24 protein-coding genes are annotated in these 22,944 nt (G+C 63.8%); 7 read left to right on the top strand and 17 right to left on the bottom strand.

Translation table 11 applies throughout. The features are described 5' to 3' along the window. The first annotated feature begins 63 nt into the window (after window positions 1-63). The gene (locus AAFX91_RS22925; protein WP_394567977.1) at window positions 64-627 is read left to right on the top strand and encodes a hypothetical protein; all 564 of its coding nucleotides are present in this window, start codon (window positions 64-66) and stop codon (window positions 625-627) included. A gap of 81 nt (window positions 628-708) precedes the next feature. After that, on the top strand, window positions 709-1,416 hold the full coding sequence (locus AAFX91_RS22930; protein WP_130579074.1) for a hypothetical protein: 708 nt from the start codon (window positions 709-711) through the stop codon (window positions 1,414-1,416). 40 nt (window positions 1,417-1,456) lie between these two features. Here the strand turns inward: AAFX91_RS22930 and AAFX91_RS22935 are convergent, their stop codons facing one another. From AAFX91_RS22935 to AAFX91_RS22985, 11 genes are all read right to left on the bottom strand, one after another. Further along, the gene (locus AAFX91_RS22935) at window positions 1,457-2,359 is read right to left on the bottom strand and encodes an alpha/beta fold hydrolase (RefSeq protein ID WP_130579072.1); all 903 of its coding nucleotides are present in this window, start codon (window positions 2,357-2,359) and stop codon (window positions 1,457-1,459) included. A 167-nt stretch (window positions 2,360-2,526) separates the two neighbouring features. Continuing rightward, a complete protein-coding gene (locus tag AAFX91_RS22940) occupies window positions 2,527-3,471 on the bottom strand; it encodes a malonate decarboxylase subunit epsilon (RefSeq protein ID WP_130579070.1) in 945 nt (314 codons plus the stop codon). A 58-nt stretch (window positions 3,472-3,529) separates the two neighbouring features. Then, on the bottom strand, window positions 3,530-4,420 hold the full coding sequence (mdcB, locus tag AAFX91_RS22945) for a triphosphoribosyl-dephospho-CoA synthase MdcB (RefSeq protein WP_394567978.1): 891 nt from the start codon (window positions 4,418-4,420) through the stop codon (window positions 3,530-3,532). Then, a complete protein-coding gene (mdcG, locus tag AAFX91_RS22950; protein WP_394567979.1) occupies window positions 4,417-5,097 on the bottom strand; it encodes a malonate decarboxylase holo-[acyl-carrier-protein] synthase in 681 nt (226 codons plus the stop codon). The genes mdcB and mdcG overlap by 4 nt, the downstream gene beginning before the upstream one ends. Beyond that, window positions 5,072-5,794, bottom strand: coding sequence for a biotin-independent malonate decarboxylase subunit gamma (gene mdcE, locus AAFX91_RS22955; protein ID WP_394567981.1), 723 nt, complete (start codon window positions 5,792-5,794; stop codon window positions 5,072-5,074). Before mdcE ends, mdcG begins: the two co-directional genes overlap by 26 nt. Further along, a complete protein-coding gene (locus tag AAFX91_RS22960; RefSeq protein WP_394567982.1) occupies window positions 5,781-6,719 on the bottom strand; it encodes a biotin-independent malonate decarboxylase subunit beta in 939 nt (312 codons plus the stop codon). The genes mdcE and AAFX91_RS22960 overlap by 14 nt, the downstream gene beginning before the upstream one ends. Beyond that, entirely contained in the window at window positions 6,716-7,033 is a 318-nt protein-coding gene (mdcC, locus tag AAFX91_RS22965) for a malonate decarboxylase acyl carrier protein (protein ID WP_130579060.1), read from the bottom strand. The genes AAFX91_RS22960 and mdcC overlap by 4 nt, the downstream gene beginning before the upstream one ends. Window positions 7,034-7,046: 13 nt before the next feature. Beyond that, complete coding sequence (gene mdcA / locus AAFX91_RS22970; RefSeq protein WP_394567984.1) at window positions 7,047-8,693, bottom strand: malonate decarboxylase subunit alpha; 1,647 nt, start codon at window positions 8,691-8,693, stop codon at window positions 7,047-7,049. Window positions 8,694-8,824: 131 nt separating this feature from the next. Beyond that, window positions 8,825-9,610 carry an alpha/beta hydrolase gene (locus AAFX91_RS22975; RefSeq protein ID WP_130579056.1) on the bottom strand — a complete coding sequence of 262 codons (786 nt, stop codon included), beginning with the start codon at window positions 9,608-9,610 and terminating at the stop codon, window positions 8,825-8,827. 179 nt (window positions 9,611-9,789) lie between these two features. After that, window positions 9,790-10,368 carry a cytochrome b gene (locus tag AAFX91_RS22980; RefSeq protein ID WP_394567986.1) on the bottom strand — a complete coding sequence of 193 codons (579 nt, stop codon included), beginning with the start codon at window positions 10,366-10,368 and terminating at the stop codon, window positions 9,790-9,792. Then, window positions 10,365-11,423 carry a catalase family peroxidase gene (locus AAFX91_RS22985; RefSeq protein ID WP_394567987.1) on the bottom strand — a complete coding sequence of 353 codons (1,059 nt, stop codon included), beginning with the start codon at window positions 11,421-11,423 and terminating at the stop codon, window positions 10,365-10,367. The genes AAFX91_RS22980 and AAFX91_RS22985 overlap by 4 nt, the downstream gene beginning before the upstream one ends. Window positions 11,424-11,618: 195 nt before the next feature. Between AAFX91_RS22985 and AAFX91_RS22990 the strand changes: the two genes are divergently transcribed. The 4 genes from AAFX91_RS22990 to lon all read left to right on the top strand — a co-directional run bounded on the left by AAFX91_RS22990 (window position 11,619) and on the right by lon (window position 16,744). Continuing rightward, a complete protein-coding gene (locus AAFX91_RS22990; RefSeq protein WP_394567988.1) occupies window positions 11,619-12,707 on the top strand; it encodes a mandelate racemase/muconate lactonizing enzyme family protein in 1,089 nt (362 codons plus the stop codon). A gap of 161 nt (window positions 12,708-12,868) precedes the next feature. Continuing rightward, window positions 12,869-13,732 carry an alpha/beta fold hydrolase gene (locus AAFX91_RS22995; RefSeq protein ID WP_394567990.1) on the top strand — a complete coding sequence of 288 codons (864 nt, stop codon included), beginning with the start codon at window positions 12,869-12,871 and terminating at the stop codon, window positions 13,730-13,732. Between the two features lie 222 nt (window positions 13,733-13,954). Next, complete coding sequence (locus AAFX91_RS23000) at window positions 13,955-14,359, top strand: Hsp20/alpha crystallin family protein (protein ID WP_130579048.1); 405 nt, start codon at window positions 13,955-13,957, stop codon at window positions 14,357-14,359. Between the two features lie 9 nt (window positions 14,360-14,368). Next, the gene (lon, locus tag AAFX91_RS23005) at window positions 14,369-16,744 is read left to right on the top strand and encodes an endopeptidase La (protein ID WP_394567992.1); all 2,376 of its coding nucleotides are present in this window, start codon (window positions 14,369-14,371) and stop codon (window positions 16,742-16,744) included. Window positions 16,745-16,797: 53 nt separating this feature from the next. On the opposite strand, the gene AAFX91_RS23010 is transcribed toward lon, so the two are convergent. From AAFX91_RS23010 to AAFX91_RS23030, 5 genes are all read right to left on the bottom strand, one after another. Further along, complete coding sequence (locus tag AAFX91_RS23010; protein ID WP_282530626.1) at window positions 16,798-17,130, bottom strand: cytochrome c; 333 nt, start codon at window positions 17,128-17,130, stop codon at window positions 16,798-16,800. Between the two features lie 9 nt (window positions 17,131-17,139). Beyond that, the gene (locus AAFX91_RS23015; protein WP_394567994.1) at window positions 17,140-18,426 is read right to left on the bottom strand and encodes a molybdopterin-dependent oxidoreductase; all 1,287 of its coding nucleotides are present in this window, start codon (window positions 18,424-18,426) and stop codon (window positions 17,140-17,142) included. 163 nt (window positions 18,427-18,589) lie between these two features. Next, window positions 18,590-19,084, bottom strand: coding sequence for a ferritin-like domain-containing protein (locus AAFX91_RS23020; RefSeq protein WP_394567996.1), 495 nt, complete (start codon window positions 19,082-19,084; stop codon window positions 18,590-18,592). 354 nt (window positions 19,085-19,438) lie between these two features. Further along, a complete protein-coding gene (locus AAFX91_RS23025; protein WP_394567998.1) occupies window positions 19,439-20,182 on the bottom strand; it encodes a Crp/Fnr family transcriptional regulator in 744 nt (247 codons plus the stop codon). Further along, entirely contained in the window at window positions 20,183-22,042 is a 1,860-nt protein-coding gene (locus AAFX91_RS23030; RefSeq protein WP_394567999.1) for a chemotaxis protein CheB, read from the bottom strand. A gap of 296 nt (window positions 22,043-22,338) precedes the next feature. Here AAFX91_RS23030 and AAFX91_RS23035 point away from each other — a divergent pair, with 296 nt between their 5' ends. Further along, a complete protein-coding gene (locus AAFX91_RS23035) occupies window positions 22,339-22,659 on the top strand; it encodes a hypothetical protein (protein ID WP_394568000.1) in 321 nt (106 codons plus the stop codon). 28 nt (window positions 22,660-22,687) lie between these two features. Here AAFX91_RS23035 and AAFX91_RS23040 read toward each other — a convergent pair. Continuing rightward, window positions 22,688-22,944, bottom strand: a 257-nt coding sequence (locus AAFX91_RS23040) for a hypothetical protein (RefSeq protein ID WP_394568002.1), incomplete at its 5' end; no start/stop codon positions are given.

The raw sequence follows: 22,944 nt of genomic DNA on the forward strand, positions 1-22,944 counted from the left end.
GACGCAACCTCGGACCGGCCGACAGTCGGAGCTACATCCGTCAAGCGAAAGTAACATCCTCAGGTGAGGCAATACGCCAGGCATTTTCTCGGGCCCTACCAGGCCGTGGGACTCGGACTGAAGGGCGAACTGCTGGTCCGCCGCGGAGAGCCCAAGATCGGCATCGAGCTGCTCCGCCAGGGCGCCGGAACATTACGGCAGACGCGGCACAAGATCCTGAGCACGGTGTTCGCGGCAGCGCTCGCCGAAGGCCTGGTGCAGGTGCGGCAATACGAGGAGGCACTCGGCATCATCGACGAGGCGATCGCGCAGCGCGACAGCGCCGGACAGTCGTTCGACCTGCCGGAGATGCTCCGCGTCAAGGGACACGTCCTGGCGTCCTCGGCCCGTCCATCCGAGGCCGAAACCTATCTAATGCAGTCGCTCAAGCTGTCCCACGAGCAAGGTGCGCTCGGATGGGAATTGCGGGCCGCCGCCACCTTGGGACGGCTCTGGCATGAACAGGGCGATGCAGCAAAGGCTCATGCGCTGATCGCTCCGCTTTATGCACGATACAGTGAAGGCCTCGACAGCGCCGATCTCAGATCCGTAAAACTACTGCTCGATGAGCTGGTTTCGCGCATCTAACAACATCTAACGCGCAAATTCGCTCGTGCTGGGCCATGCTCTCTGTACGATCTTGGGGCTGGTCGAAGACGGGATTTGCGAATGGCATTGCTTGATGACGCCCTCGATGCCTGCGGTGGGCTGGAACGATGGCGTCGGTTGAAGAGATTCACCGTCCACCTTTCCATCGATGGCGCGCTGTTCTCCCGCATCGGCAATGCAGGGCGGCTCAAGGACATGGTCATGGAAGGTTCGACCGAGGTCCAGACGCTGCAATTCACCGGCTTCACCGCCCCCGACAGATGCGGCCTGTACCAGCCCGACTGGGTTGCCATCCAGAGCCTGCAAGGCGAGATCCTGCGATCATGCCGCGACCCGCAGACGGCATTTTCGGATCACCACGACGAGATGCCGTGGGACGATCTGCGCCTGGCCTATTTTTGCGGCCTCTCGCTCTGGAACTGTCTGACGATCCCATTTCTGCTGGCGCAACCGGAAATTGAGACCGAAGAACTGCCTCCCTGGAACACCGGCAGCCAGATCTGGCGACGTCTCCGCGCGATATTTCCACCGACCATCGTTACGCATTCCCGGGAGCAGATCTTCTACTTCGATGACGATGGGCTTCAGCGGCGATTGGACTACCAGGCGGCGGGCGTGGCAATCGCGCACCTGACCTGGGCGCATCAGAAGTTCAACGAAATCGTCATCCCCACGCTCCGGCGCTGCCTGTCGCGTCAGCCCGATGGCACGCTGGTTACGAAGCCCGCGCTGATCGACATCGAGATCTTCGACGCGTCATTCGAGTAGCAGCCAGCGAGCGGCGTCGACCGTCGCGCCGCGTGCGCGATCACTCCTTGCCCTGAACGAAGAGCTGAATCAGGGCAACGAGGACATCTGGCGCATCCTCCTGGCTGAAGTGGCCGGCATTGGGCAGCTTGATGATGGGCCGGTCCGGCCATATTCCCCTGAAGTCGGCGATTTGGACCGCCGGCGAGATAGCTCTGTCCTTCATACCAACGGCGAGCATTGCTGGCTTTGACTTCAGATTGTCGACGAGTGGAAAGCCTTCAACGACGTATGGAGCAATCCGACCGAGCAGCACGTCGAGCGGGAACTCGATCGCTCCGATGCAGTCCTCTTTTGCTGGAAAGGCCGAACCGTAGGCCGCGAGCCATTCGGAATTCACTGCCGACAGATTCTCAAGACCAATGATCTTCATGATGCTGAGAATGTTGACGTCCAGGTGTCCCAACACCTCGCCAAGCGTGCCGGCTTCGTAATGCTTGCGGACAAACTGAAACCAGGGCGTCAGCGCATCGAACTCCGCGTTGCCATAGCCCGCCAATGTGTTGAGGAGGAACAAGCGCTTGACGCGGTCGGGGTGTCGCAGTGTGAAGGCCGAACCGATCGGTCCGCCCCAATCCTGCATGACCAGGGTGATGTTCCTCAGATCGATCGCTTCGATGAGTTTCGTAAGGTTGTCGACATGGGCTTTCAGCGAATACGCGCGATCGCGAGGGGTCTCGCTTTTGCCGAAGCCCATGTGATCGGGAACGATCACCCTGTGCGTCGCAGAAAGCGGCGGAATAAAGTGTCGATATAGATAGCCCCAGGTCGGTTCACCATGCAGACAAACGATGGGATCGCCGTCGCCCTCGTCGACATAATGCATACGAAAGCCGTTCCCGTCAAAATAGTGCGGCGCAAAGGGCCAGGTTGCACCAAACGTCTCGGCTGCAGGAATCGTCATTCGCCGAATCTCCTCGTGCGCGGGGTGTCAGTTGCAATTATGTGCGTCATATAAATGCCTCATCGAATGTTCGCTACCAACGACGAACCGTCGTAATGCCCGCATGACGATAATCTTTGCGTGAGAAGCCGCGCGTCGGCGACCGAAAATATTCGGTTCCGATTGAATCAGAACCGAATATCCAGATGGGTAGTCAGCCAGGCGCGAACGCCGTCCAGCGTCCGGAAGTCCTCCAGGGATCGCGTCGCGACGTCATGATAGGCGCCAGCCACCATCTCGCTCAGCGCCCGGCCCGGTCCGAGTTCCAGAAACACCGTCGCTTCGCTCTCGATGCAGGCCTGCAGGCAATCGGCCCATTGCACCGTCTGCGAGATCTGGGCCGCCAGCTTGTCGAGACCGGCTTTGACATCGATGACGGGCGCGGCGTCAATTCCGCTCAGGAGCCGCGTGCCGGCGGCCGGCAATGCCGTCACGGCAGCATGGCTTAACCTGTCGCGGAATTCCGTCGACGCCTTGGCAAGCCGCGCGGTGTGGGAGGCAACTTCCACCGGTACGTCGACGACCCTGGCCGCATTCATCGCCTTGGCGTCATCGGCGAGCGCGTTCAATGTTGCGCGGCTTCCGCCCAGGATGAAGGCATCGCCCGGATTGACGATGGCGACAGCGGCATCGTGCCGTTCGCACAAGGTGTCGATGGCATCGCGGGGAAGGCCGCGAACGAAGACCATTCCGTCACCGGGCCGCGTGGCGGCGTCCATCGCTTCCGCGCGGCGGGCCACCAGGTCGAGCGTATCTGTCATGCTCGTAAGGCCTGCGACGCCCCAGGCCGCCACCTCGCCAACGCTGTAGCCGGCAACGATGAGGCGGTCCGGCATTTGGTCGCGCAGCACAGACGCCGCGGCCAGCGCCTGCAGCGTGCAGAGGATCTGGCCGATGCGGTTGCGGTGCAGCACTTCCGCGCTCTCGCTACGGACGATCTCACGCGGATCCCGGCCGCCGAGCAGCGTCGCCGCATGGGCAAACAGGCTGGCGGCCTCCGGCGCATCGCCGGTCAGGGCGAACATATCGCGATGTTGCCGTCCTTGCCCGGAGCAGAGGATTGCGAGACTCATAGCCAGCCCAGCATCACGAAGAACACCGGCGCCAGCGCGAGCAGGATCGCATTGGACATCAGCGACAGGACCTCTCGTGGGCGTCGACGAAGAGGGTCATGGCCAACAGATCGGCCGATCCGCCGGGGCTGAGCCGGCGCACGATGAAGCTATCGTGGATGGCGCGGGCGCGCTCCCGCCAATCCGGCGCACCTACGCCGCCCTGGCCGAGAAACTGCCGCGCCACGCGGCGCGCAAACAAGAGGCCGTCCAGCCCGCCGCGATGCAGCAGATTGGTGTCCTCGACCGCGGCGATCAATGCGAAGCATGCTTCGACCCGCGCGGCCTCGGCGTCATCGGCAGCAACGAGAGCTCCCCTGTGCAAGGCCGGCAGGCCGACCTGGTAGACGCTTGGAAATCCCTTGGCCGCTTCCACGCGCGCGCCACCGGCACCGAAGCGACGACGGGCTTTCATGCCATGGCTGTGGAGCAGCACAGGTCCACCGAGGATGCTGCTGCCCCACAGGCGCGTCACGGTTGCTCCGAGCGACAAAGCGGGATCGACCTGCCCGTTGCTCCTTGCTCCGGCCGCCGCGCACAGCAGTCCAAGGCCGAAGATAGCGCCGCGATGGGTGTTGATGCCCGAGGTCGCAGCAAACATCGCCGCCTCGGCCTTGAGACCGATGATCCTCAGTTGCTCCATCGCGCAGCTGCCGGCGCCGGCTTCCGCCAACGCAGCGAAATACGGGCCTATGGTTTCAGCACTGACGCGCAGTGTCTCGGCATCCATATCCTCGTGACTGCCGCGATCGACATGGCTCACGAGGCCGGGCTTCGGCCATGTCTCCACTTCCAGCAGCAGGCAATCCACGGCGCTTGCCGCGATTGCCGCCGCATTGGGCGCGCACGGCGCCTTCACTTGTGGAAGAGGTGCCCGCTGCTGCGCGCTCCATGCCAGAGCCAGCGTCATGACGGCATCTCCCCGGCGAGGAAGAGACTCGTATCGAGCAAGGCGACGCTATCGATGGTCTTGACCAGGACCCGGTCCGCATCCGCGTGCAACTCCCGCCAGTTCACAGCGGCGCCGTCGTCGCGGACCAGTTCGCCATCGAGCCGCATCGGCGCTCGCGCCTCGATCTCGGCAATACTAGCGACGAGACCTTCAACACCCGTGTCGCGCCCAATGCGCAGCAGCAGATCGAGATCAGAGCGATCGGTCAGATAATCCAGTCCAGTCAACACCCGCCAAGCAAGGCTGCCGAACACCCTTGCGTCCACCGCATGAAGCGAAGCGAGTTCATCGAGACGTTCGAGCGTCGGCCGCCACGCGGGCGGCGCCATCCGAGCGGCCGCTCCCAACGAGGGCGGCGGCGCGATCGAGATCACGTCTTCGGCCTGCATCAGGAAGGAAAGCCGCCGCTTGCCGGCAAAGGGCGGCAACGGCAGGCCCAGCGCCACGCCCTGCCGCTCGCAAGGCGTGGCACGCCGACCGATCAACGGCCAGCCGTTCTCGACCCATAGCGCGACCAGCGGATCGGCCGCCAGATCGCTCCGCGCAGCGAGCGCCGTGCACCAGCTCTCGGGGCGGACAAAGATCAGGTCATGGCGCCTCATCGGTCCCTCAGGGGGTTTGCATGGTGAGCTCACGAACGCGCTCCGCGATGTCGGCGGCCTTCATGCGGCCACCGCGCTCCTTGCCGAGCGCGTCGCGCCGGTCGCGCGCGTCGGGCATGTTGCCCAGCAGGTTTTCCAATTGGTCGGCCAGCGAGACCTTGTCGTCCCAGATGACATGCACGGCCCCGAGCTGAACCAGATTTTGCAGGCCGGGAGCGAACACCGGCGTGGATTTGGCCTTCTGCTCGAGCACCTCGATCGGCAATTTCGTCACCTTGGACATCGACGGCAGATCCATCACCGCCGGATCCGCGCCCGGCAATCCCACCAGCACGCGGGTCGCAAGCGCGGTGGCGAGGAAGGCTCCCGCCGCCGAATGGCCATACAGCAGCCCGATCGTAGGCCGGCCCTCGATATCCGCATGGATGAGCGACTTGGCGAGATGAGCCAGGAACTCGTTCAATCCCAGAAGCTCATCGCGCTTGCTCATGCGCTGGCTGTCGCTGTCGACGACGACCAGAATCGGGCCGCTTCCATTCTTGATCGAACCGAGAACGGCGCTGGAGAGCCTGATCGCCTCGTCGACACCGAGCGCGGTTCTATCAGCGACACCGATGACCAGGGCGCGATCGCCGGATCGCAGCGTGCCGGACCCGAGCAGAACGCCACCATCGTTCTTCACGTCATGGCCGTCGGGAAACATCGAGGCGAGAATCCTATCGAGCGTCACGGGCAATCCTCCGGAGCTTGTCGGCAAGTTCGATGAACTGATCGGCTGGCAACGCTGGAACGGACGCAGCGTCCGGAACGCCTTCCGCCGCCCAGATCTCGACCGCATCCCGGCAGGCGCCAAAGCGTTGCAATCGATCTTCAAGGCGCGATTGCTCGGCATTCAACGTGTCGATGCCAAAGCCCGCGGTGGTCTCAAGCAATTCGAGGGCGGCCTCACGAAAGGCTTGCACGGTGTCGTCGGCAAAGAGCTCGGCGCCGCCGATCAGCCGCCGGTGCTTGCCGCCCATTGTGCGCCAGACCAGGGCACGGTCGCGCGAGTCGAACTCTTCCACGCCGCGATTGGTCTCGATGACCTCAGGACCGGAGACGGCGATACGTCCCTGCTCGGACACCGCGAGCGCCGAGCAGCAGCCCGCGATCAATCCGCCGCCGCCATAACATCCAGAACGGCCGCCGATCAGCCCGATCACCTTCACGCCTGCGGTCCGCGCCTCGATCACCGCGCGCATGATCTCGGCAATCGCAAGCTCGCCCGCGTTGGCCTCTTGCAGGCGGACGCCGCCAGTGTCGAGCAGGATCAATACCGGGATCGATTTCATCTCCTTCGCCGCGCGCAGCAATCCCGTCAGCTTGGCGCCGTGGACCTCGCCGAAAGCGCCGCCCATGAAGCGGCCTTCCTGCGCCGCAATGAACACCGGCGATCCTGCAAGCTGCCCATGGCCGACGATGATGCCGTCGTCGAACTGCTCGGGAAGGTCGAACAGTTTCAGATGCGGGCTGACCTCGCGCTGCTCGGGGCCGATGAATTCGACAAAGCTTCCGGGATCAAGCAATAGCCGGATCCGCGCCCGCGCTGATGCCTCGTAGAAGCTCGTCGCTCGCGCCCGCTCCACCGATGGCTTTTCCAGATCCGCGACGCTCATTGCTCGTCCTCCGCCATCAGCCGGACAGCCTGGGCGAGACGCAGCGACACGGTGTCAGGTCGCGCGCCGCCGTCGTTGATGGAGAATTTGAGCCCGCCGGGCGAGTAGCGCTCGACGAAGTCGGCGACCACGGCGTCCCATACCTCGCCAAAGCCTTCGGCCGCAGTCTTGATCTCCAGCCGGCATTCGGTTTCCGGCAACACGCGTTCGGCCAGAACTTCCAGATTGCCGGAAGCCACCACGCCGATGATGGCCATTTGCCTGGTCCCGCCGGCACGGCTACGGGCCTGATGGTGAAAGCTCAGGTCTTCCATTGCGGCTATCCTCTCACCAGTTGCGGAATTGCGAGGGCGGCGCGTAGAGGCCGCCCGACCATCGAACCAGATCCTTGATCGAGCGCGCCGCCAGCATGCTGCGGTCGGCGTCGAGCGGATCGATGCCGAGATCCTCCGGCCGGCGGATCACGCCGCGCTCGCGCAAATGCTGCACCAATTTCTTGTCCCTGTTGCGGCCGACATCGGTGTAGCCAGCGACGCCGCGGATCGCCTGTTCGCGCTCATTCGCGTCATGGCACAGCAGGAGATTGGCGACGCCCTCCTCCGTGACAATATGTGTAACGTCGTCGCCATAGATCATCACCGGGGCGAGATCGAGCTTGAGCTTCTCGGCGAGCGCGAGCGCGTCGAGCTTCTCGACGAACAGCGGCACGTTTTTCTCGCCAAAGGTCTCGCCGATCTGCACCACCAGCTTGCGGCCACGGCGGAGCAGCGCCGAGCCGTCGGGATCGGCCTCGCGGCCGGCCTGCAGCCATGGCGCGCTGGGATGGCGCCGCCCGCGGGCATCGGCGCCCATGTTCGGCGCGCCGCCGAAGCCCGCAATGCGCGATGTGGTGACGGTGGAGGAATTGCCCCGCAGATCGATCTGCAAGGTCGAGCCGATGAACATGTCGCAGGCATAGAGGCCGGCGGTCTGGCAGAAGGCGCGGTTGGAGCGCAGCGAGCCGTCTGGCCCGGTGAAGAAGACGTCGGATCGGGCGCGGATATAGTCGTCCATGCCGACCTCCGAGCCGAAGCAATGGATCTGCTCGACCCAGCCCGATTCGATCGCGGGGATCAGCGCGGGATGGGGATTGAGGGCGAAATGGCTTGCGACCTTGCCTTTCAATCCCAGCCGCTCGCCATAGGTCGGCAACAACAGCTCGATCGCGGCGGTGGAGAAGCCGATGCCGTGATTCAGCCGCTGCACGCCATAGGGCGCGTAGATCGCCTTGATCGCCAGCATCGCGGTCAGGATCTGTCCCTCGGTGATGGCGCCGGGATCGCGCGTGAACAACGGCTCGACGAAGAACGGCTTGTCGGCCTCGACCACGAACTGCACGCGGTCGGCCGGGATATCGACGCGCGGCACCTTGTCGACGATCTCGTTGACCTGGGCGATGACGACGCCGTTCTTGAAGGCTGTGGCCTCGACCACCGTCGGCGTGTCCTCGGTGTTCGGCCCGGTATAGAGGTTTCCGTGGCGGTCGGCGCTGACGGCGGCGATCAGCGCAACCTGCGGCGTGAGGTCGATGAAATAGCGGGCGAACAATTCGAGATAGGTATGGACGGCGCCGAGCTCGATCTTGCCGCCGAACAGCATGCGCGCGATGCGCGCCGACTGCGGCCCGGAATAGGCATAATCGAGCCTCTTTGCGACGCCGCGGTCGAACAGGTCGAGATGTTCCGGCAGCACGATGCCGGACTGCACCATATGCAGGCCGTTCACCTTGGCGAGGTCGACGGCAAGCAGCGCGCGACAAAGCAAGTCCGCCTGCTTCTGGTTATCGCCCTCGAGGCACACCCGGTCGCCCGGCCGTATCACCGCTTCCATCAGGCGGGTGGCGTCGCGTGCTTCGACGATCTTACCCTTCGCCAGTTTCGCGCCGGCCTCGATGCGGGCATCGCGTGCTTGCCGGCCTTGCTGCCAATTCCTCATTCGCCATGCTCCTGGATCCGGCATTCCCTAACGATATGCGTCGGACCCGATTGGATCACTGAGGCGCTCCGGCGGGCATGTGTGAGAACCCTGTCCCGCCGGAGCCCTATGCGTCATTCGCAACCTTCTTGTCACCGCGCGGCCAACTTTTCAGCGTTGCGAGCAGCTTCTGTGATCACGGCCGCCACTTCCTTCGGATGGGATTCGTAGACGGAGTGGCTGGCGCCCTTGATCTCGGTGGTGTGGCTCTTTGCGCGGGCGTAGTACCAGCGCTCGAGATCGGGATTGATGATCTGGTCGCTCTCGGCGACGATGCCCCAGCTTGGCTTGGTCTTCCAGGCAGCCGCGGTCAGCGGCGTGGTGAAGACCTGAGCCGCGGCCAATACCTGGGAGCGCGCGGAAAATTCCGCCCGCTCGCGCGACAGGTCGGGTGCGAAGAGCTTGGGAAAATCCGGCGGGTTGAGATAGGTGTATTGATCCGGCGTCTTCTTGATCGCGCCTTCCGTCTTGGCCAGCACGCTCGGCATCTTCTTGCCAAGCGCGCCTTCGTCCTCGCCGACGTCTGGCGCATGCGCGGCGACGTAGACGAGACCGACCACCTTCGGATGAACGCCGGCCTCCGTGATGATCGAACCGCCATAGCTGTGGCCGACGAGCAGCGTCGGGCCGTCCTGCAAGTCGAGGATTCGCTTCGCCGCCGTCACGTCATCGGCGAACGAGGTTTCCGGCTCCTGCACCATGGTGACATGGAACCCTTCTTTGGTGAGGATTTCATACACGGGCTTCCAGCCCGATGCGTCCACCCAGGCGCCATGCACCAGCACGATGTTCTTGAGCGGCTCGGCACGCGCCGGAACGATTGTCGAAACGAGCGAAAGAGCGGCCGCAAAGGCGAGGCAGGCTTTGACGTATTTCATGTCCGAAGACTCCAGGTTGCGTCGTGCGAACCATAGAGGCAGAGCCTGTCTGCGTATTTCTGTAACCAAAGGGCGATTTCGACTTTGCACGCTGCCGAATAAATGTTGTCGGCGCGATCCGCTCGCTGGCAAACGTCAAGACGCACTTGCCCGTATCGGCGCAAGTGCGTCTTGTGATCTCACTCAGCCGCTGTGTACTCGACCCGCGTGCCATCGTCGCGGATCGGCACCGGCGCCATCGCCTCGAACACGCCGTCATGCCGGACCAGCGCGTGGAACAGCGCGGCGGCAACATGCATTAGGATCAGCGCAAAGAATGCGAAGGCCAGATAGAAATGCGCATTCCACAACAGCGTACGCAGGCTGTCGCTCTGCGGCAGGATCGCGGGAAGGTAGATGCCGCCGTAGAGCTCAACAGGATAGGCCGATGCCGACAGCATGGCCCAGCCGAGCAGCGGCATGCCGATCATGAGAGCATAGAGCGCATAATGCGACAATTCGGCAGCGAGCTTCATCGGCTCGGGCAGGTCGGCCGGCAGCGGCGGCGCGCCGTAATAGAAGCGCGTGACCAGGCGGATCAGCGCCAGCACCAGGATGATGCTGCCGAGCGTCTTGTGGATCGAGACCAGCGGCACGTATTTCGGCATGATCGTGGATACCATGCCGACGCCAATGAAGAGCATCGTCAGGATGCAGACTGCCATGACCCAGTGCAGCACGCGCTGAAGGGGAGAGAAGTGGTGGCGGATAGCGTTCATGGCTTCGGGCCCGTTACGGTTCGTGGATAATCCTTGGCCTCCGCCGTGCGGAGATCGTACGACTTGGCGTAGACCGATGAGCGGGCCGCCGGGAACGGATCGTCCGAGGTGCGCATGCCCGGCGGCAGTACGGTCGGATCGAAGTTGATGTCGCGGCAAGGACCATCCGCCTCGGCCTCGATCCGCTGCACGACCAGCGTGCCGACCTCGATGGTGCGACGATCCTCCGGCCATGCCTTGGTCGGATCCGCGGTGGGATCACCTGGGTTGGCGACGGTCACCGTCATGGTCCAACGCTGCGGGCCAGAGCGAACCCGCTGCGTGATCTCCTGTTCAAGGAAGTCAGGATCAAGCTTCTTGAGATCATCCTGTGTCACCGGAACCACTTGCTCCTGCGGCAGCAACGACCATCGCACCGCGTGATCGGCGCCGGAACTGTCGGTGAAGACGAAACTGTTGAGACCGTTGAAGCGATCCTCGGCATAGCTGCCGGTCCAGGGCGCATTCTTGGCCCACGCGCCGAACGGCGCAAACTCCGGATGCGCTTCGGCAAACACCTTCATCGCGTTGGGGTCCTTGCTGCCCGCTGCGACCAGGAGTTCGTGAAAGCCTTCCGGCGTGGAGGCTGCAAAGACCGGCGCATTGATCATCGCCATGCGCCATTCCTGGCCATTCGGCGGCATGATCCGCAATCCCAGGCCGCGCACGCGGACCGATGCATCCGCGGCATCCGGATTGGGCGTGCCCAGATTGAAGCGTCCCAGCGCCGCATACTGGCCGGCGGCAAGGACCGAAGCGCGCGAGATCGCCGCGCCATTGCCATTGGATTCGAAAACGCCGGTGAAGCAGATGCCCTTGGCGTGATTGCGGCGGTAACCAAGCGCCGGGCCGCTGGGCGGCGCCAGCGCCTCCAACATCTTCCAGGGCGTCAGGCGCTCCGGCGAAAGCCATCCCGCAGTGTAGGCGAAGGCGGCCGCGCTGCCGGCGATGACGACGCCGATCAGCACGAGTGATCCCAGCACGGAACGTGCGGGAGATGGACGCGGCTCGGGCATTCAGACCTCACGATGACGATGGATAATTCTGTCCTGTAGCCACCACTATCCCTCCGGAGCATCGGAGGGTCTTCCCGAACCTGCCAAGACTCTTTCAAAATCGCACGGCCGGCAGCCGCGACGCGCCCACGCCGGAGGGGATTGTCCATGCGCCGCCCCCGTCCTAACCTGCCCGAAAAAACAGGTGGAAACGCAATGGCACGGATCAAGACTATCGAGACCGGACTCTACCGGATTCCGCTGTCGGTCACGCTGTCCGACAGCACGCATGGCGAAATCAACGCGTTCGAGCTTATCACGGTTCGTGTACGCGATTCCGACGGCGCGGAGGGCATAGGCTACACCTACACGGTCGGCCGCAATGGCGGCGCCATCGCCGACATCCTCCGCCGTGAGGTTCCCGAATTGATCGAGGGCCGCGAGGCCGACGATACCGAAGCGCTGTGGCACCACATCTGGTGGCGCCTGCATTATGGCGGGCGCGGTGGCCCCACCGTGCTTGCGCTCTCGGCGCTGGACATCGCCCTTTGGGACTTGAAGGCGCGGCGCGCCGCGCTGCCGCTCTGGCGGCTGCTCGGCGGGTTCGATCAGCGCGTCCCCTGCTATGCCGGCGGCATCGACCTCGATCTGTCAGTCGAGGCCCTGCTGAAGCAGACCGACGATAATCTGGGCAAGGGCTTTCGCGCCATCAAAATGAAGGTGGGCCGGCCCGATCTCGGCGCCGACGTCGCGCGCGTGCACGCGATGCGCAAGCATCTCGGCGACGGCTTTCCGTTGATGGCCGACGCCAACATGAAATGGACACTGGAGGAAGCCATCCGCGCCGCGCGGGCGCTGCAGCCCTTTGATCTCACCTGGCTCGAAGAGCCGATCATTCCCGACGACGTCGCCGGCCACGCCCGGATCCTCGCCGCAGGCGGCGTGCCGATCGCGGCGGGAGAAAACTTGCGCACGCTCTGGGAGTTCAAGAACTATATCGCCAATGGCGCCGTCTCCTATCCCGAACCTGACGTGACCAATTGCGGCGGCGTGACCTCCTTCATGAAGATTGCGCGGCTTGCCGAAGCCTTCAATCTTCCCGTCACCAGTCACGGCGCGCACGACATCACGGTGCACCTGCTCGCGGCCTGCCCGAACCGTTCCTATCTCGAGGCGCACGGCTTTGGCCTCGATCGCTATATCGAGCATCCGCTCGTGCTCGAAGATGGCATGGCGCTGGCGCCGACCCGTGCCGGCCACGGCGTCAACTTCGACTGGAAGGGACTGGAACGACTGGCAGCATGAGCTGGCCGCGCTGGACGCCGCGCTCCCTCTCCCGCTTGCGGGAAAGGGCCCGGGTGAGGGTATCTCCACGATGGGATTGTCAGTGGGGAGAGAGCCCCCACCGTCGCTATCGTGATAACGGACCGAGACCATCCGGACAGCGTGGACGGCAAGGAAGTGGCATGACGCGAACGATCCAATGGCAGTACGGAAGTGATGAAGTCACGCTCGGTCTCGATGAGGCCGGCCACGGTGCCTCCGTCGTCCTTCTGCCGGCCCTGAGTTCGATCTCGACACGGCAGGAAATGCGCCTTCTGCTTGATCGGCTCGCTTTCCGTTTCCATGTCACAGCCGTCGACTGGCCCGGCTTTGGCGACCTGGCACGGCCATCCGCAAACTGGTCGCCGGATATGCTCTCTGCATTTCTCGACTGGTTCCTGACCGAGATCACCTCACCGCCTCACATCGTTGTCGCAGCCGGGCATGCGGCGACCTACGCGCTGCACCAGGCGGCCAACCATCGCGGCACGATCGAACGTCTCGTATTGATCGCGCCGACTTGGCGCGGACCATTGCGCACCATGATGAGTGGCGAGCGACCCTGGTTCGCCCGCATTCGCGCGGCGATCGATCAGCCTCTGATCGGCCCGCCGCTCTACCGGCTGAATGTCAGTCGCTTCGTGATCTCGAAGATGGCGCGCGGGCATGTGTACAGCAATCCCGATTGGCTCACCGGCGATCGCCTCGCCGCGAAGCTTGCCGTCACGCGAGCGGAAGGCGCCCGCCACGGTTCGGTGCGTTTCGTCACCGGCGCCCTCGACCGCATCGACAATCGCGCGGCGTCCCTCGATCTCGTGCGTCGCGCAGATATTCCGATCCTTGTCATCTACGGCGCCGAGACGCCGCCGAAATCGCGCGCGGAGATCGAGGCCCTCACCGGGCTCCCGAACGTCCAGGTCAAGCAACTGCCAAAGGGCAAGCTCGCCGTCCACGAGGAGCTGCCGGATGTTGTCGCCGACGAAATTCTGGCGATGTTGTCAGGGTGATTTCAGCCATCATCCCCGCCGTTCGATTATTGGGTCAGAACCGATGATCTGAACCTGTTGCCCAGGGCACAGCTAGGGGCTTGGTAAACGCAGTCCACCGGTTCCAGCAGATCGTCTGTCAAGTGTGATCGGCTGCCATTGTACCTGTGCAAGCGGTGCGCTTTCGGGGTAGGTTTGAGGCACGCAACGGCCTTGCAAATTTTACTGGAGGCGGAACGACAAATGCCGACAAAAGATCCGGTCAACTGGATGTTGTCTGAAGCGATCGAATCGCTCGCGCGCGCCGAACGGCTGCATCGAAGATTGTTCAGCCTGCAGCCGGCCGGCCCGCGCGAACCCAGTTGGGAGCCTCCGATCGACGTGCTGGAGACCGATCGGGAGCTGTTGATCTTCGTGGCGCTGCCCGGCGTCGATCCCGATCAGGTGGTGGCGATCATCGAGAACGGCGTGCTGATCATCAAAGGGCACCGGATATTGCCCGCGGAGCTCCGCGATGCGCTGATCCACCGGCTCGAGCTGCCGCAGGGCGGGTTCGAGCGCCGCATTGCGTTGCCGGCCGGACGCTACGCCGTGAGCCGGACCGCCTCGAATGGATGCGTCGTGTTGCGTCTGTCGAAATCCGTGTGAGAATTCATGATGTCGCCTGATAGTCAAAATCCTGGTTCGGCCACCGCCGGTGCGAAAGTGGAATCGGTCACGATCCCCTCGGATGCGCTGATCATCGTCGCGGTCCGCAACATTGTATTGTTTCCGGCCGTGATCGCTCCGGTCGCCATCGCCCGCGCGAAGTCGATCGCCGCCGCGCAACAGGCACTGCGCGAACAGCGGCCGATTGGAATCCTGCTGCAGCGAAACGCCGACATCGACGATCCCACGCCGGACGACCTGCACCGCGTCTGCACGATCGCCAATATCGTCAGGTACATCACCGCGCCCGACGGAACCCATCACATCGTCTGCCAGGGCGTGCAGCGCGCCCGCATCCTTGATTTCCTGCCTGGCACGCCATTCCCCGCGGCGCGTGTGCTTCACATTCCGGAGCCAACGACGACGTCGCCCGAGATCGAGGCGCGCTTTATGAATCTGCAGAGACAGGCCGTCGAGGCGGTCCAGCTCCTGCCGCAGGCGCCGCCCGAGCTGGTCGGCGCTTTCCAGGCAACGACATCTCCCGGCGCACTCGCCGATCTCACGGCGTCTTATATGGACATCAAGCCGCAGGAGAAGCAAGAGATCCTCGAGACCATCGACCTCGCCGCCAGGATGGACAAGGTTTCGCGCTATCTCGCCGAGCGGCTCGAAGTGCTGCGGCTGAGCAACGAGATCGGCCAGAAGACCAAGGCTGCCCTCGACGAGCGCCAGCGCGAAGTGCTGCTCCGCGAGCAGATGGCCACCATCCAGCGCCAGCTCGGCGAAGGCGAAGGCAAGGCGCAGGAAGTCGCGGAATTGAGCGCGGCCATCGACAAGGCGAAGATGCCGTCCGAAGCCGAAGGCCAGGCGCGCAAGGAGCTGCGGCGCTACGAGCGGATGCCTGAAGCCGCCGCCGAAGGCGGCATGGTTCGCAGCTATCTCGACTGGCTGATCGATTTGCCCTGGGCGCTGCCAGACGAAAAGCCGATCGATATCCGCGAGGCCCGGCGCATCCTCGATGAGGATCATTTCGGGCTGGAAAAGATCAAGGCGCGGATCATCGAATATCTCGCGGTCCGCAAACTGGCGCCGCATGGCAAGGCGCCGATCCTGTGCTTCGTCGGACCGCCCGGCGTCGGCAAGACCTCGCTCGGCCAGTCGATCGCGCGCGCCATGGACCGGCCGTTCGTGCGCGTCAGCCTCGGCGGCGTCCATGACGAAGCCGAGATCCGCGGGCACCGCCGCACCTATATCGGCGCCCTGCCCGGCAATATCATCCAGGGCATCAAGAAGGCCGGCTCCCGCGCCTGCGTCATGATGCTCGACGAGATCGACAAGATGGGACGCGGCATCCAGGGCGACCCGTCGGCGGCGATGCTCGAGGTGCTCGATCCCGAGCAGAATTCGACCTTCCGCGACAACTATCTCGGCGTGCCCTTCGATCTTTCACGCGTCGCCTTCATCGCGACCGCGAACATGCTCGATACGGTTCCGGGACCGCTGCTGGACCGGATGGAGATCATCAGCCTGCCCGGTTACACCGAGGATGAAAAGCTCGAGATCGCGCGGCGCTATCTGGTGCGCCGCCAGCTCGAGGCCAACGGTCTCAAACCAGAGCAGGCGACAATCGAGGACGAAGCGCTGCGCTCGATCATCAAGGGCTACACGCGGGAAGCCGGCGTCCGTTCGCTCGAACGCGAAATCGGCAAGGCGCTGCGCCATGCCGCGGTGCAGATCGCGGAGGGCAGCTCAGCCAAGGTGACGCTCGGCGCTCGGGATCTCACGACCGTGCTCGGCCAGCCGCGCTTCGAAGGCGAGATCGCGCTGCGCACCAGCGTGCCCGGCGTTGCGACCGGGCTTGCCTGGACACCGGTCGGCGGCGACATTCTCTTCATCGAAGCAACACGCGTGCCCGGCAGGGGCGGCCTGATCCTCACCGGCCAGCTCGGCGAGGTCATGCGCGAAAGCGTGCAGGCGGCGTTGACACTGGTGAAAAGCCGCGCCGCGCAGCTCGGGATCGATCCGTCGCTGTTCGAGAAGAGCGATATCCATGTCCACGTGCCCGCGGGCGCCACGCCGAAAGATGGTCCGAGCGCCGGCGTCGCGATGTTCACCGCGCTGTCCTCGCTGCTCACCAATCGCACGGTCAGGCACGACACCGCGATGACCGGCGAGATATCGCTGCGCGGCCTGGTGCTGCCGGTCGGCGGCATCAAGGAGAAAGTCGTCGCGGCCGCGGCCGCCGGCCTGACCCGGGTGATGCTGCCGGCGCGCAACCGGCGCGACTTCGACGACATTCCGCAAGGCGCGCGCGACAAGCTGGAGTTCATCTGGCTCGAGCGCGTCGACGATGCGATCGCGCAGGCGTTGGAGCCGGCGAAATAGCCGGCCAACGCGCAGCAGAGAATGTACGGGGCACGCGGCTCTCCGCGTGCCCCTCAATCCTTGCCCTTGGTCTGCACGAGATAGCTGACGATCGCGGGCACGTCGGCCTCATCGATCGGCGCCTTGTAAGTGTTGATCATCTTGTTCACCTCGGCTTCCCATGTCGCCTTGGGCAGCGGCGGCTGGTTCAGCACCATGTCGGTCGAATGGCAGGCGAGGCAATTGTTGTTGATCGCCGCGGCGCTGGAGCCGCCGGGGAACAAGGCATCGCCTGCCGGCAGCTCCACCGTCGTCGATTTGATCGTCGGCAGATCCTGAACCCAGGCCGGCGTCGAGGAGAGCAGCGCACTTCCGAAGCAGCCGATCGCAGCCAGATATTTCAGCATGATCAGCTCCTAGAATGCCTTGACCTGCACGGTTTCGATGACGTTGCGCATGAAACCGCTGCCATTCCAGTTCGGCATGTCCGGCTGGACCTCGCCTGCGGAATTGGTGCAGCGGACCATCAGCGCGTGATCGCCTTTATCGGCAAGCGCAAAGTCCGTCTGCCACCGGCGAAAGCCGTACTTGCCGGAATCATCGCCAAGCTTGGCCGGCTGCCATGACTTGCCGCCATCGCTGGAAAACTCGACCTTGGCGACGCCAGTGTCGCCGCCAAAGGCGATGCCGCGAGCGGGCACGCGCGTGCCCGCGGTGTAGGACGCGCCATCAGTGATATTGGTGAAGAACGAGCGCGGCACCATGCGGTTGATCGGCACCATCTTCACGCCGCTCTGTCCCGGCACGATGCTGGCATGCGGCGTATCGGGAATCGTATATGCTACAGCCATCCAGTAATTATCGTCAGGCTTGTCGAGCACTTCGATGTCGCTCAGCATCTTGATCCAGTAGGTCGAGTACCACCCCGGCACGATCAGGCGCAGCGGAAAACCGTTGAGCAGCGGCAGTTGCTCGCCATTCATGGCGTAGGCGATCATCACTTCGCCGTCGCGGGCGTGATCGATCGCAAGCGACTTCCGGAAGGTCGGAGCGTCCAGGACGACAGGCTCGTCCAATCCCTTGAAGCGGACCTGGACGGCGCCGGCCTTGACGCCGGCGCGATCCAGCACGTCCTTCAGCCGTACGCCGGCCCATTTGGCGTTGCCCATCGCGCCATTCGCCCATTGCGCGCCGGGCACGCGCGGCGAGAAGAAGCCGCGCGAATTGCCGGAGCATTGATTGACCGCGGCAAGCTCCACCCGCGGCAGGTCGCGCAGGATGTCCGATATCGACAGCGACAGCGTCCGATCGACATGCCCGCGCACCGCAAGCCTGAAGGCGTTCACGTCGACCGAATTCGGGATCTCGGCCCAGTGCCAGCGCACGTAGAACTGATCGTTCGGCGTGAAGACGCCGCGGTCGAACACTTCCATCGGCGTTTCGAGCAGCGCCGGCCGCACCCGCTGCAGGATCATGTCGCCTTTTTGCGGAAAAGCATGCGTGATCGGCCGTTCCCGCGGCCCGCTCGCAAACGGCAATTTGACCATTTCTTCGGCGAAGGCCGGCGATACGGCAAGCGACAGACCGGCAATTCCAATGTTCCGGAGCACAGTACGGCGCGACGGACGTTCAGTGGGGGCGGAGCGAGCGGGATGCAGGTTTCGCAGCGAATAGCTGAGCGCATCTTCCTTGTCGTTGCGCATCGGAGCTTCCTCCTTGGGCAAGCGGCACCGAGCCCATCGGCACCGCCCATTGCAAATCCGAACAATAGCATACGCAGCCTGGTGTCAACGGGACATCTGGGTATTTCGAATTTGCCCGCTACCGAGGCAGCGAATCGCGCAACATCGTACGACACGCGGCCGATCAGGCCGCCAGCGCGTCCTGGTTGATTTCACCCTTGGCAAGCGTCGTCAGCAATTCGTCCGCCCGCTTTTCTTCATCGAGCGCGCCGTGCAGCAGCCGCTGGTCCTCACGAAGGTTGAGCTGGCCCGCAAGCGCGGCCACGCTTCCATAGGCTGCGATCTCGTAATGCTCGAGCTTCTGTGCGGAGGCGATCAGGCCGGCGTCGCGAAGGTAGTCGTCCTTCAGGATTACGCACATCTTCTCGGTCTCATGGATCAGCGCCTGCATGGCCTGATCCGTATGTTGCTCTGCGGCGGCGTCGTGCTTCTGCAGGATCGACCGCAGCCGCTCCTCCTGCATGATGGTTTCCCGCTGATGCCGCTCCAACGCAGCCCTTAGCGAAGGATGCGAGGCCGCTTTGGCCATAAGCAGCAACGCCTCGCCAAGCTGCTGCTCGACGCTGACAAGTTCCTGCAATTCGGCAAGGTACATGTCCTTGAATGTCGTGATCTCCATGGTGGTGTCCTTTCGAACGGACCGCCGGCCAGCCGGCCGCCGCGGCCCTCAAGTGCAATCGCCGATCGGGTTGAAGGTAGCCCCGGCGAAGCTGCGCTCCCTCTCCCGCTTGCGGAGGAGGGCTGGGGTGGGGTGCCTCTGCATTGGGACTCCCCGAGTGGAGAGAGCCCTCACCCGGCGCAACGCCATAGCCGAGGCTCCGCTTCGGCGTTCTCTAAGGACGGCCGCCGAAGGCGGCCTTCACCTCTCCCGCAAGCGGGAGAGGTGAAGATTCAGCCTGATCGGATATACTCAAGCTGACCATTCAACGAAGGGAACCAGTTCCCGGTTCCTAAAATGGCATGCCGGCGCGGCTCACGCCCGATAGAGATAAAGATAGTTCGGCGAGAACAGCGCCGTGCTCTTGAGCGCATCCAGGTCGGTGATCGTCAGCGTCCGTTCGCGCAGCAGGATCAGGCCGGAGCTGCGCAAGTCCTGCAGCGTGCGGTTGAGATGGACCACCGAGAGGCCGGTCGCGTCGGCCAGATCCATCTGGGTCACCGGAAAGGCGCAGGAATTGCCGTCGATCAGGCCGACCGGCCGCAATCGTTCATAGATCTCGCATAGCAGATGCGCTACGCGCTCGAGCGCCAGCCGGCGGCCGAGATTGATCGCCCATTCGCGCTGGATCGCGCTGCTCACCAGCGTCTCGCACCAGAACGCCTCCGCGACCGAACGGTCGTTCGCGACCAGCGCCTCGAACTGCGCGCGTTTGACCTCGGCATAGACCACTGGCGTCAGGCTCGCGATGGAATGATCCATCACCGGTAGCAGATAGGTGTAGGCGTCGCAGGTCTCTCCCGGCAGGATGAAATTGACGATCTGGCGCCTGCCGTCCTCCAGCGTCTTGTAGCGGCACAGCCAACCCGACAGGATGATCCGCACGCCGTGGACCGCATCGCCCTCGCAGATCAGGTCCTCGCCCGCGCCGACATGCTGCATGCCCTCGCGTATCGCCCGTTCCAGCGCAGCGACACCCTCGTCCGACAAGGGCCGCAGCGCATTCAGTCGCCGGATCACCGGCTGCGCCAGAATTCCCTCGACGGGTGGGGGATGCATCTAGCTGTCCAGTACCGGCGTGTGGATGGTTCGCCGGCTCAAGGGAATGATGATGGTGCAGTGAAGGCCGCCAGCATTGAACATCATCATGGTCTGTCCCTTGAACTCGAACGCCAGCGTCCGCTCCAGCAGTTCGGTGCCAAAACCCTTGCGCGGCGGCGGCGCGACGGACGGGCCGTTCCGCTCGCGCCAGTCGAAAACCAGCCGTGGCGGATTGACCGCCTCGTCGATCCGCCAGCTTATCTCGATGCGCCCTGAAGGCTGGCTCAGCGCACCGTATTTCAGCGCATTGGTCGCAAGTTCATGGAGGGCAAGCGCGAAAGTTTCCGCGGCCTTTGACTGGAAACGCACTTGCGGGCCGGACACGCGCAATCGCTCGCCTTCGCGGGCATTATAGCCGAGCAACTCCTCGATGACGAGGTATTCGAGATCGACGCCGCCTTCGGGGTCGCGGATCACCAGCGCCTGGGTCCGCGCGAATGCGTTCAGGCGGCCGTCGAGATGGGCGGCATATTCGTCGACGCTCGAGCTGGTTTCGGCGGAGCGGCGCGCGATCGAGCGGATGACGCCGAGCGTGTTGCGGACGCGGTGCTGAAGCTCGGCGAGCAGCAGCCGCTGCCGCTCCTTCGCGCGCGTGATCGCGGTGACGTCGATGAAGGTGATGACCACGCCGGCAATGAAATTGCCGATACTCCGGTACGGCAGGATGCGGACGACGTAGCGCGTGCCGCTGTCGGGCGCACTTAGTTCGCGCTCGGCGCTGGCGAGCGTACGCAGCACGCGGCGAACGTCGTCATAGAGCTCCTCGATCGGAATGCGCGCCTTGATCTGCGCGATCGGCCGGCCGACGTCGGTTTCGACCAGATGCAGCACCTGGGTGATCGCGGGCGTGAAATTCATCACCTTGAGGTCATTGTCGAGGAATACGGTCGCGATCTGCGTGCCTTCAAAGAAGTTCTTCAGATCGCTGGTGGCGCGCGCCAGCTCCTTGACCCGGTGCGCCAGCTCGCCATTGACGGTTGCCAGCTCCTCGTTCAGCGCCTGATATTCCTCGTTGGAGGATTTCAGCGCCTCGTTGGTGCTTTCGAGCTCCTCAATGGTGGCCTGCAGCCGCTCGCGCGTCGTCAGCAATTCGCTTTCCAGCCGCTCGACGTGCTCGGGCCTGACCAGCGCATTGGGATTATTCTCCTTGTTGTCGGCGACGCGGGCCGGGGGCACTTCAAACCCCTGCCTCTCCTCCAGCCGCCGCAGATGGCGGGCATAGATCTGGATGTGCTCGGGGATCTGATCGGGCGGCAGCACGTAATCGGCGATCGCGGCCGCATGATTGCTGTCGGCGCGTTGATCGACATGATCGCCAGCGACCCGCTCGGCGATGGCCAGCCCGCCATGGTCCTTCAGGGTCTCAACGCCCAGCGTCCCGTCGCCGCCAGTCCCGGCAAGGACGACCCCGATCGCCTCCTCGGCGCGCTCCTCCGCGAGCGATACCAGGAAGCTGTCGATCGTGGCGCGTTCGCCTGGCGCCTGCGCGGCCCCGCGGATCGCAAGACGACCGCCCTGGATCGTGGCGATCCTGTCGACGGGGCAAAGATAGATCGTGCCGCCTTCGATCATGGCGCCGTCCTGGATCTCGGAGAGCCGGCTGCCTTCCGGTCGCTGCAGCATCTCTCGCAGCCGTCCGTCGTCGAACGCCTCGCGGCGCTGCAACACCAACACGATGGCCTGGTCGGAATTGAGCGCCAGCCTCGAGAAGAATCGCTCGATACTGTCCATCGCACCGGCAGACGCTCCGACGCCGATGATCAACGGTGCCTTGGCCCGACGTCTACCGTCCGCTGATTCCGATCCGACTTCACTCATGGGGCGGCGGCTCTCGCTGTTCTGTCAGGGCCTGATTTGGCGTGGCAAAAACCATGCACATAGCGAAGCTTGACGCTATCCCAACGGTGACTACGGCGAAATAACGCGTGAGGGCGCCGCCCAACGCAACCCCGCCATAACGCATTGAGGACGCCCATACCGGCGCGTCCAGAACCGGGGCGAGCTAGGAAGATCGGCCCGCAGCGATCAATTCGCATCCGAGTTGCACAGGTTAGTGCGCCGGTTCCAAAATGCTGCCACGCTGCTTGGCCTCGGAGCATCGGGCGGGTTGCATCATGAATGAACTCGACGAACGGATTGAGCAGCTCGAGCGCAGAGCCGCGGAAAGCACGCTGATTGCCGACCTCTCGCCAAGACGGGAAATCCGGATCCACAACACCCGTCTGGCCGACGAACTGCGGCAGGTTGCTGCCGAACTCAAGATGCTGCAGTCGGAGAGACCTTTGGGCGGCCTGAGCGGCGGGCGTGCTCGCGAACGGTATTCGTCTGGAGACGCGCTCCTTACTATGAGAGGGCGATATTGCATGCGCGGCAGCGCGAAATATCCAAGCGATTCCAACGTGATTTGCCCCGTCCAGTTTTGCTGCGAAAAATAAACCGCTTAACCCGTCGGGCAAATCACGACTATGACTCCGCGCGTCTCACCCGAATGAGGGGCGGCTCGCGATCGTCACGAACGTGCGGTGAGATGCGGTGGACGCAGTTGTTGCGAAAGACGAGCGTGACATCAGCGGACGGCGAAGTCGTGTGGTCCTGGCGCCCCGACGCTGGCGCTAAGTTTTTCGCGCGAAGAAGTTCGCGCTTGAGATGACGGTGGCAAGAAAGCCCGGTCACCGGGGAGAGCACGAAGGAAGCCGTAACACCATCGCGCAGGGAAAGCC

It is taken from the genome of Bradyrhizobium sp. 31Argb, from assembly GCF_043638955.1.
Classification (GTDB): Bacteria; Pseudomonadota; Alphaproteobacteria; order Rhizobiales; family Xanthobacteraceae; genus Bradyrhizobium.

Coding starts and splice junctions, on each gene's coding strand:
- AAFX91_RS22930 (WP_130579074.1), top strand. CDS start 709: ATGGCATTGCTTGATGACGCCCTCGATGCCTGCGGTGGGCTGGAACGA.
- AAFX91_RS22935 (WP_130579072.1), bottom strand. CDS start 2,359: ATGACGATTCCTGCAGCCGAGACGTTTGGTGCAACCTGGCCCTTTGCG.
- AAFX91_RS22940 (WP_130579070.1), bottom strand. CDS start 3,471: ATGAGTCTCGCAATCCTCTGCTCCGGGCAAGGACGGCAACATCGCGAT.
- mdcB (WP_394567978.1), bottom strand. CDS start 4,420: ATGACGCTGGCTCTGGCATGGAGCGCGCAGCAGCGGGCACCTCTTCCA.
- AAFX91_RS22960 (WP_394567982.1), bottom strand. CDS start 6,719: ATGAGCGTCGCGGATCTGGAAAAGCCATCGGTGGAGCGGGCGCGAGCG.
- mdcC (WP_130579060.1), bottom strand. CDS start 7,033: ATGGAAGACCTGAGCTTTCACCATCAGGCCCGTAGCCGTGCCGGCGGG.
- mdcA (WP_394567984.1), bottom strand. CDS start 8,693: ATGAGGAATTGGCAGCAAGGCCGGCAAGCACGCGATGCCCGCATCGAG.
- AAFX91_RS22975 (WP_130579056.1), bottom strand. CDS start 9,610: ATGAAATACGTCAAAGCCTGCCTCGCCTTTGCGGCCGCTCTTTCGCTC.
- AAFX91_RS22980 (WP_394567986.1), bottom strand. CDS start 10,368: ATGAACGCTATCCGCCACCACTTCTCTCCCCTTCAGCGCGTGCTGCAC.
- AAFX91_RS22985 (WP_394567987.1), bottom strand. CDS start 11,423: ATGCCCGAGCCGCGTCCATCTCCCGCACGTTCCGTGCTGGGATCACTC.
- AAFX91_RS22990 (WP_394567988.1), top strand. CDS start 11,619: ATGGCACGGATCAAGACTATCGAGACCGGACTCTACCGGATTCCGCTG.
- AAFX91_RS22995 (WP_394567990.1), top strand. CDS start 12,869: ATGACGCGAACGATCCAATGGCAGTACGGAAGTGATGAAGTCACGCTC.
- AAFX91_RS23000 (WP_130579048.1), top strand. CDS start 13,955: ATGCCGACAAAAGATCCGGTCAACTGGATGTTGTCTGAAGCGATCGAA.
- lon (WP_394567992.1), top strand. CDS start 14,369: ATGTCGCCTGATAGTCAAAATCCTGGTTCGGCCACCGCCGGTGCGAAA.
- AAFX91_RS23010 (WP_282530626.1), bottom strand. CDS start 17,130: ATGCTGAAATATCTGGCTGCGATCGGCTGCTTCGGAAGTGCGCTGCTC.
- AAFX91_RS23015 (WP_394567994.1), bottom strand. CDS start 18,426: ATGCGCAACGACAAGGAAGATGCGCTCAGCTATTCGCTGCGAAACCTG.
- AAFX91_RS23020 (WP_394567996.1), bottom strand. CDS start 19,084: ATGGAGATCACGACATTCAAGGACATGTACCTTGCCGAATTGCAGGAA.
- AAFX91_RS23025 (WP_394567998.1), bottom strand. CDS start 20,182: ATGCATCCCCCACCCGTCGAGGGAATTCTGGCGCAGCCGGTGATCCGG.
- AAFX91_RS23030 (WP_394567999.1), bottom strand. CDS start 22,042: ATGAGTGAAGTCGGATCGGAATCAGCGGACGGTAGACGTCGGGCCAAG.
- AAFX91_RS23035 (WP_394568000.1), top strand. CDS start 22,339: ATGAATGAACTCGACGAACGGATTGAGCAGCTCGAGCGCAGAGCCGCG.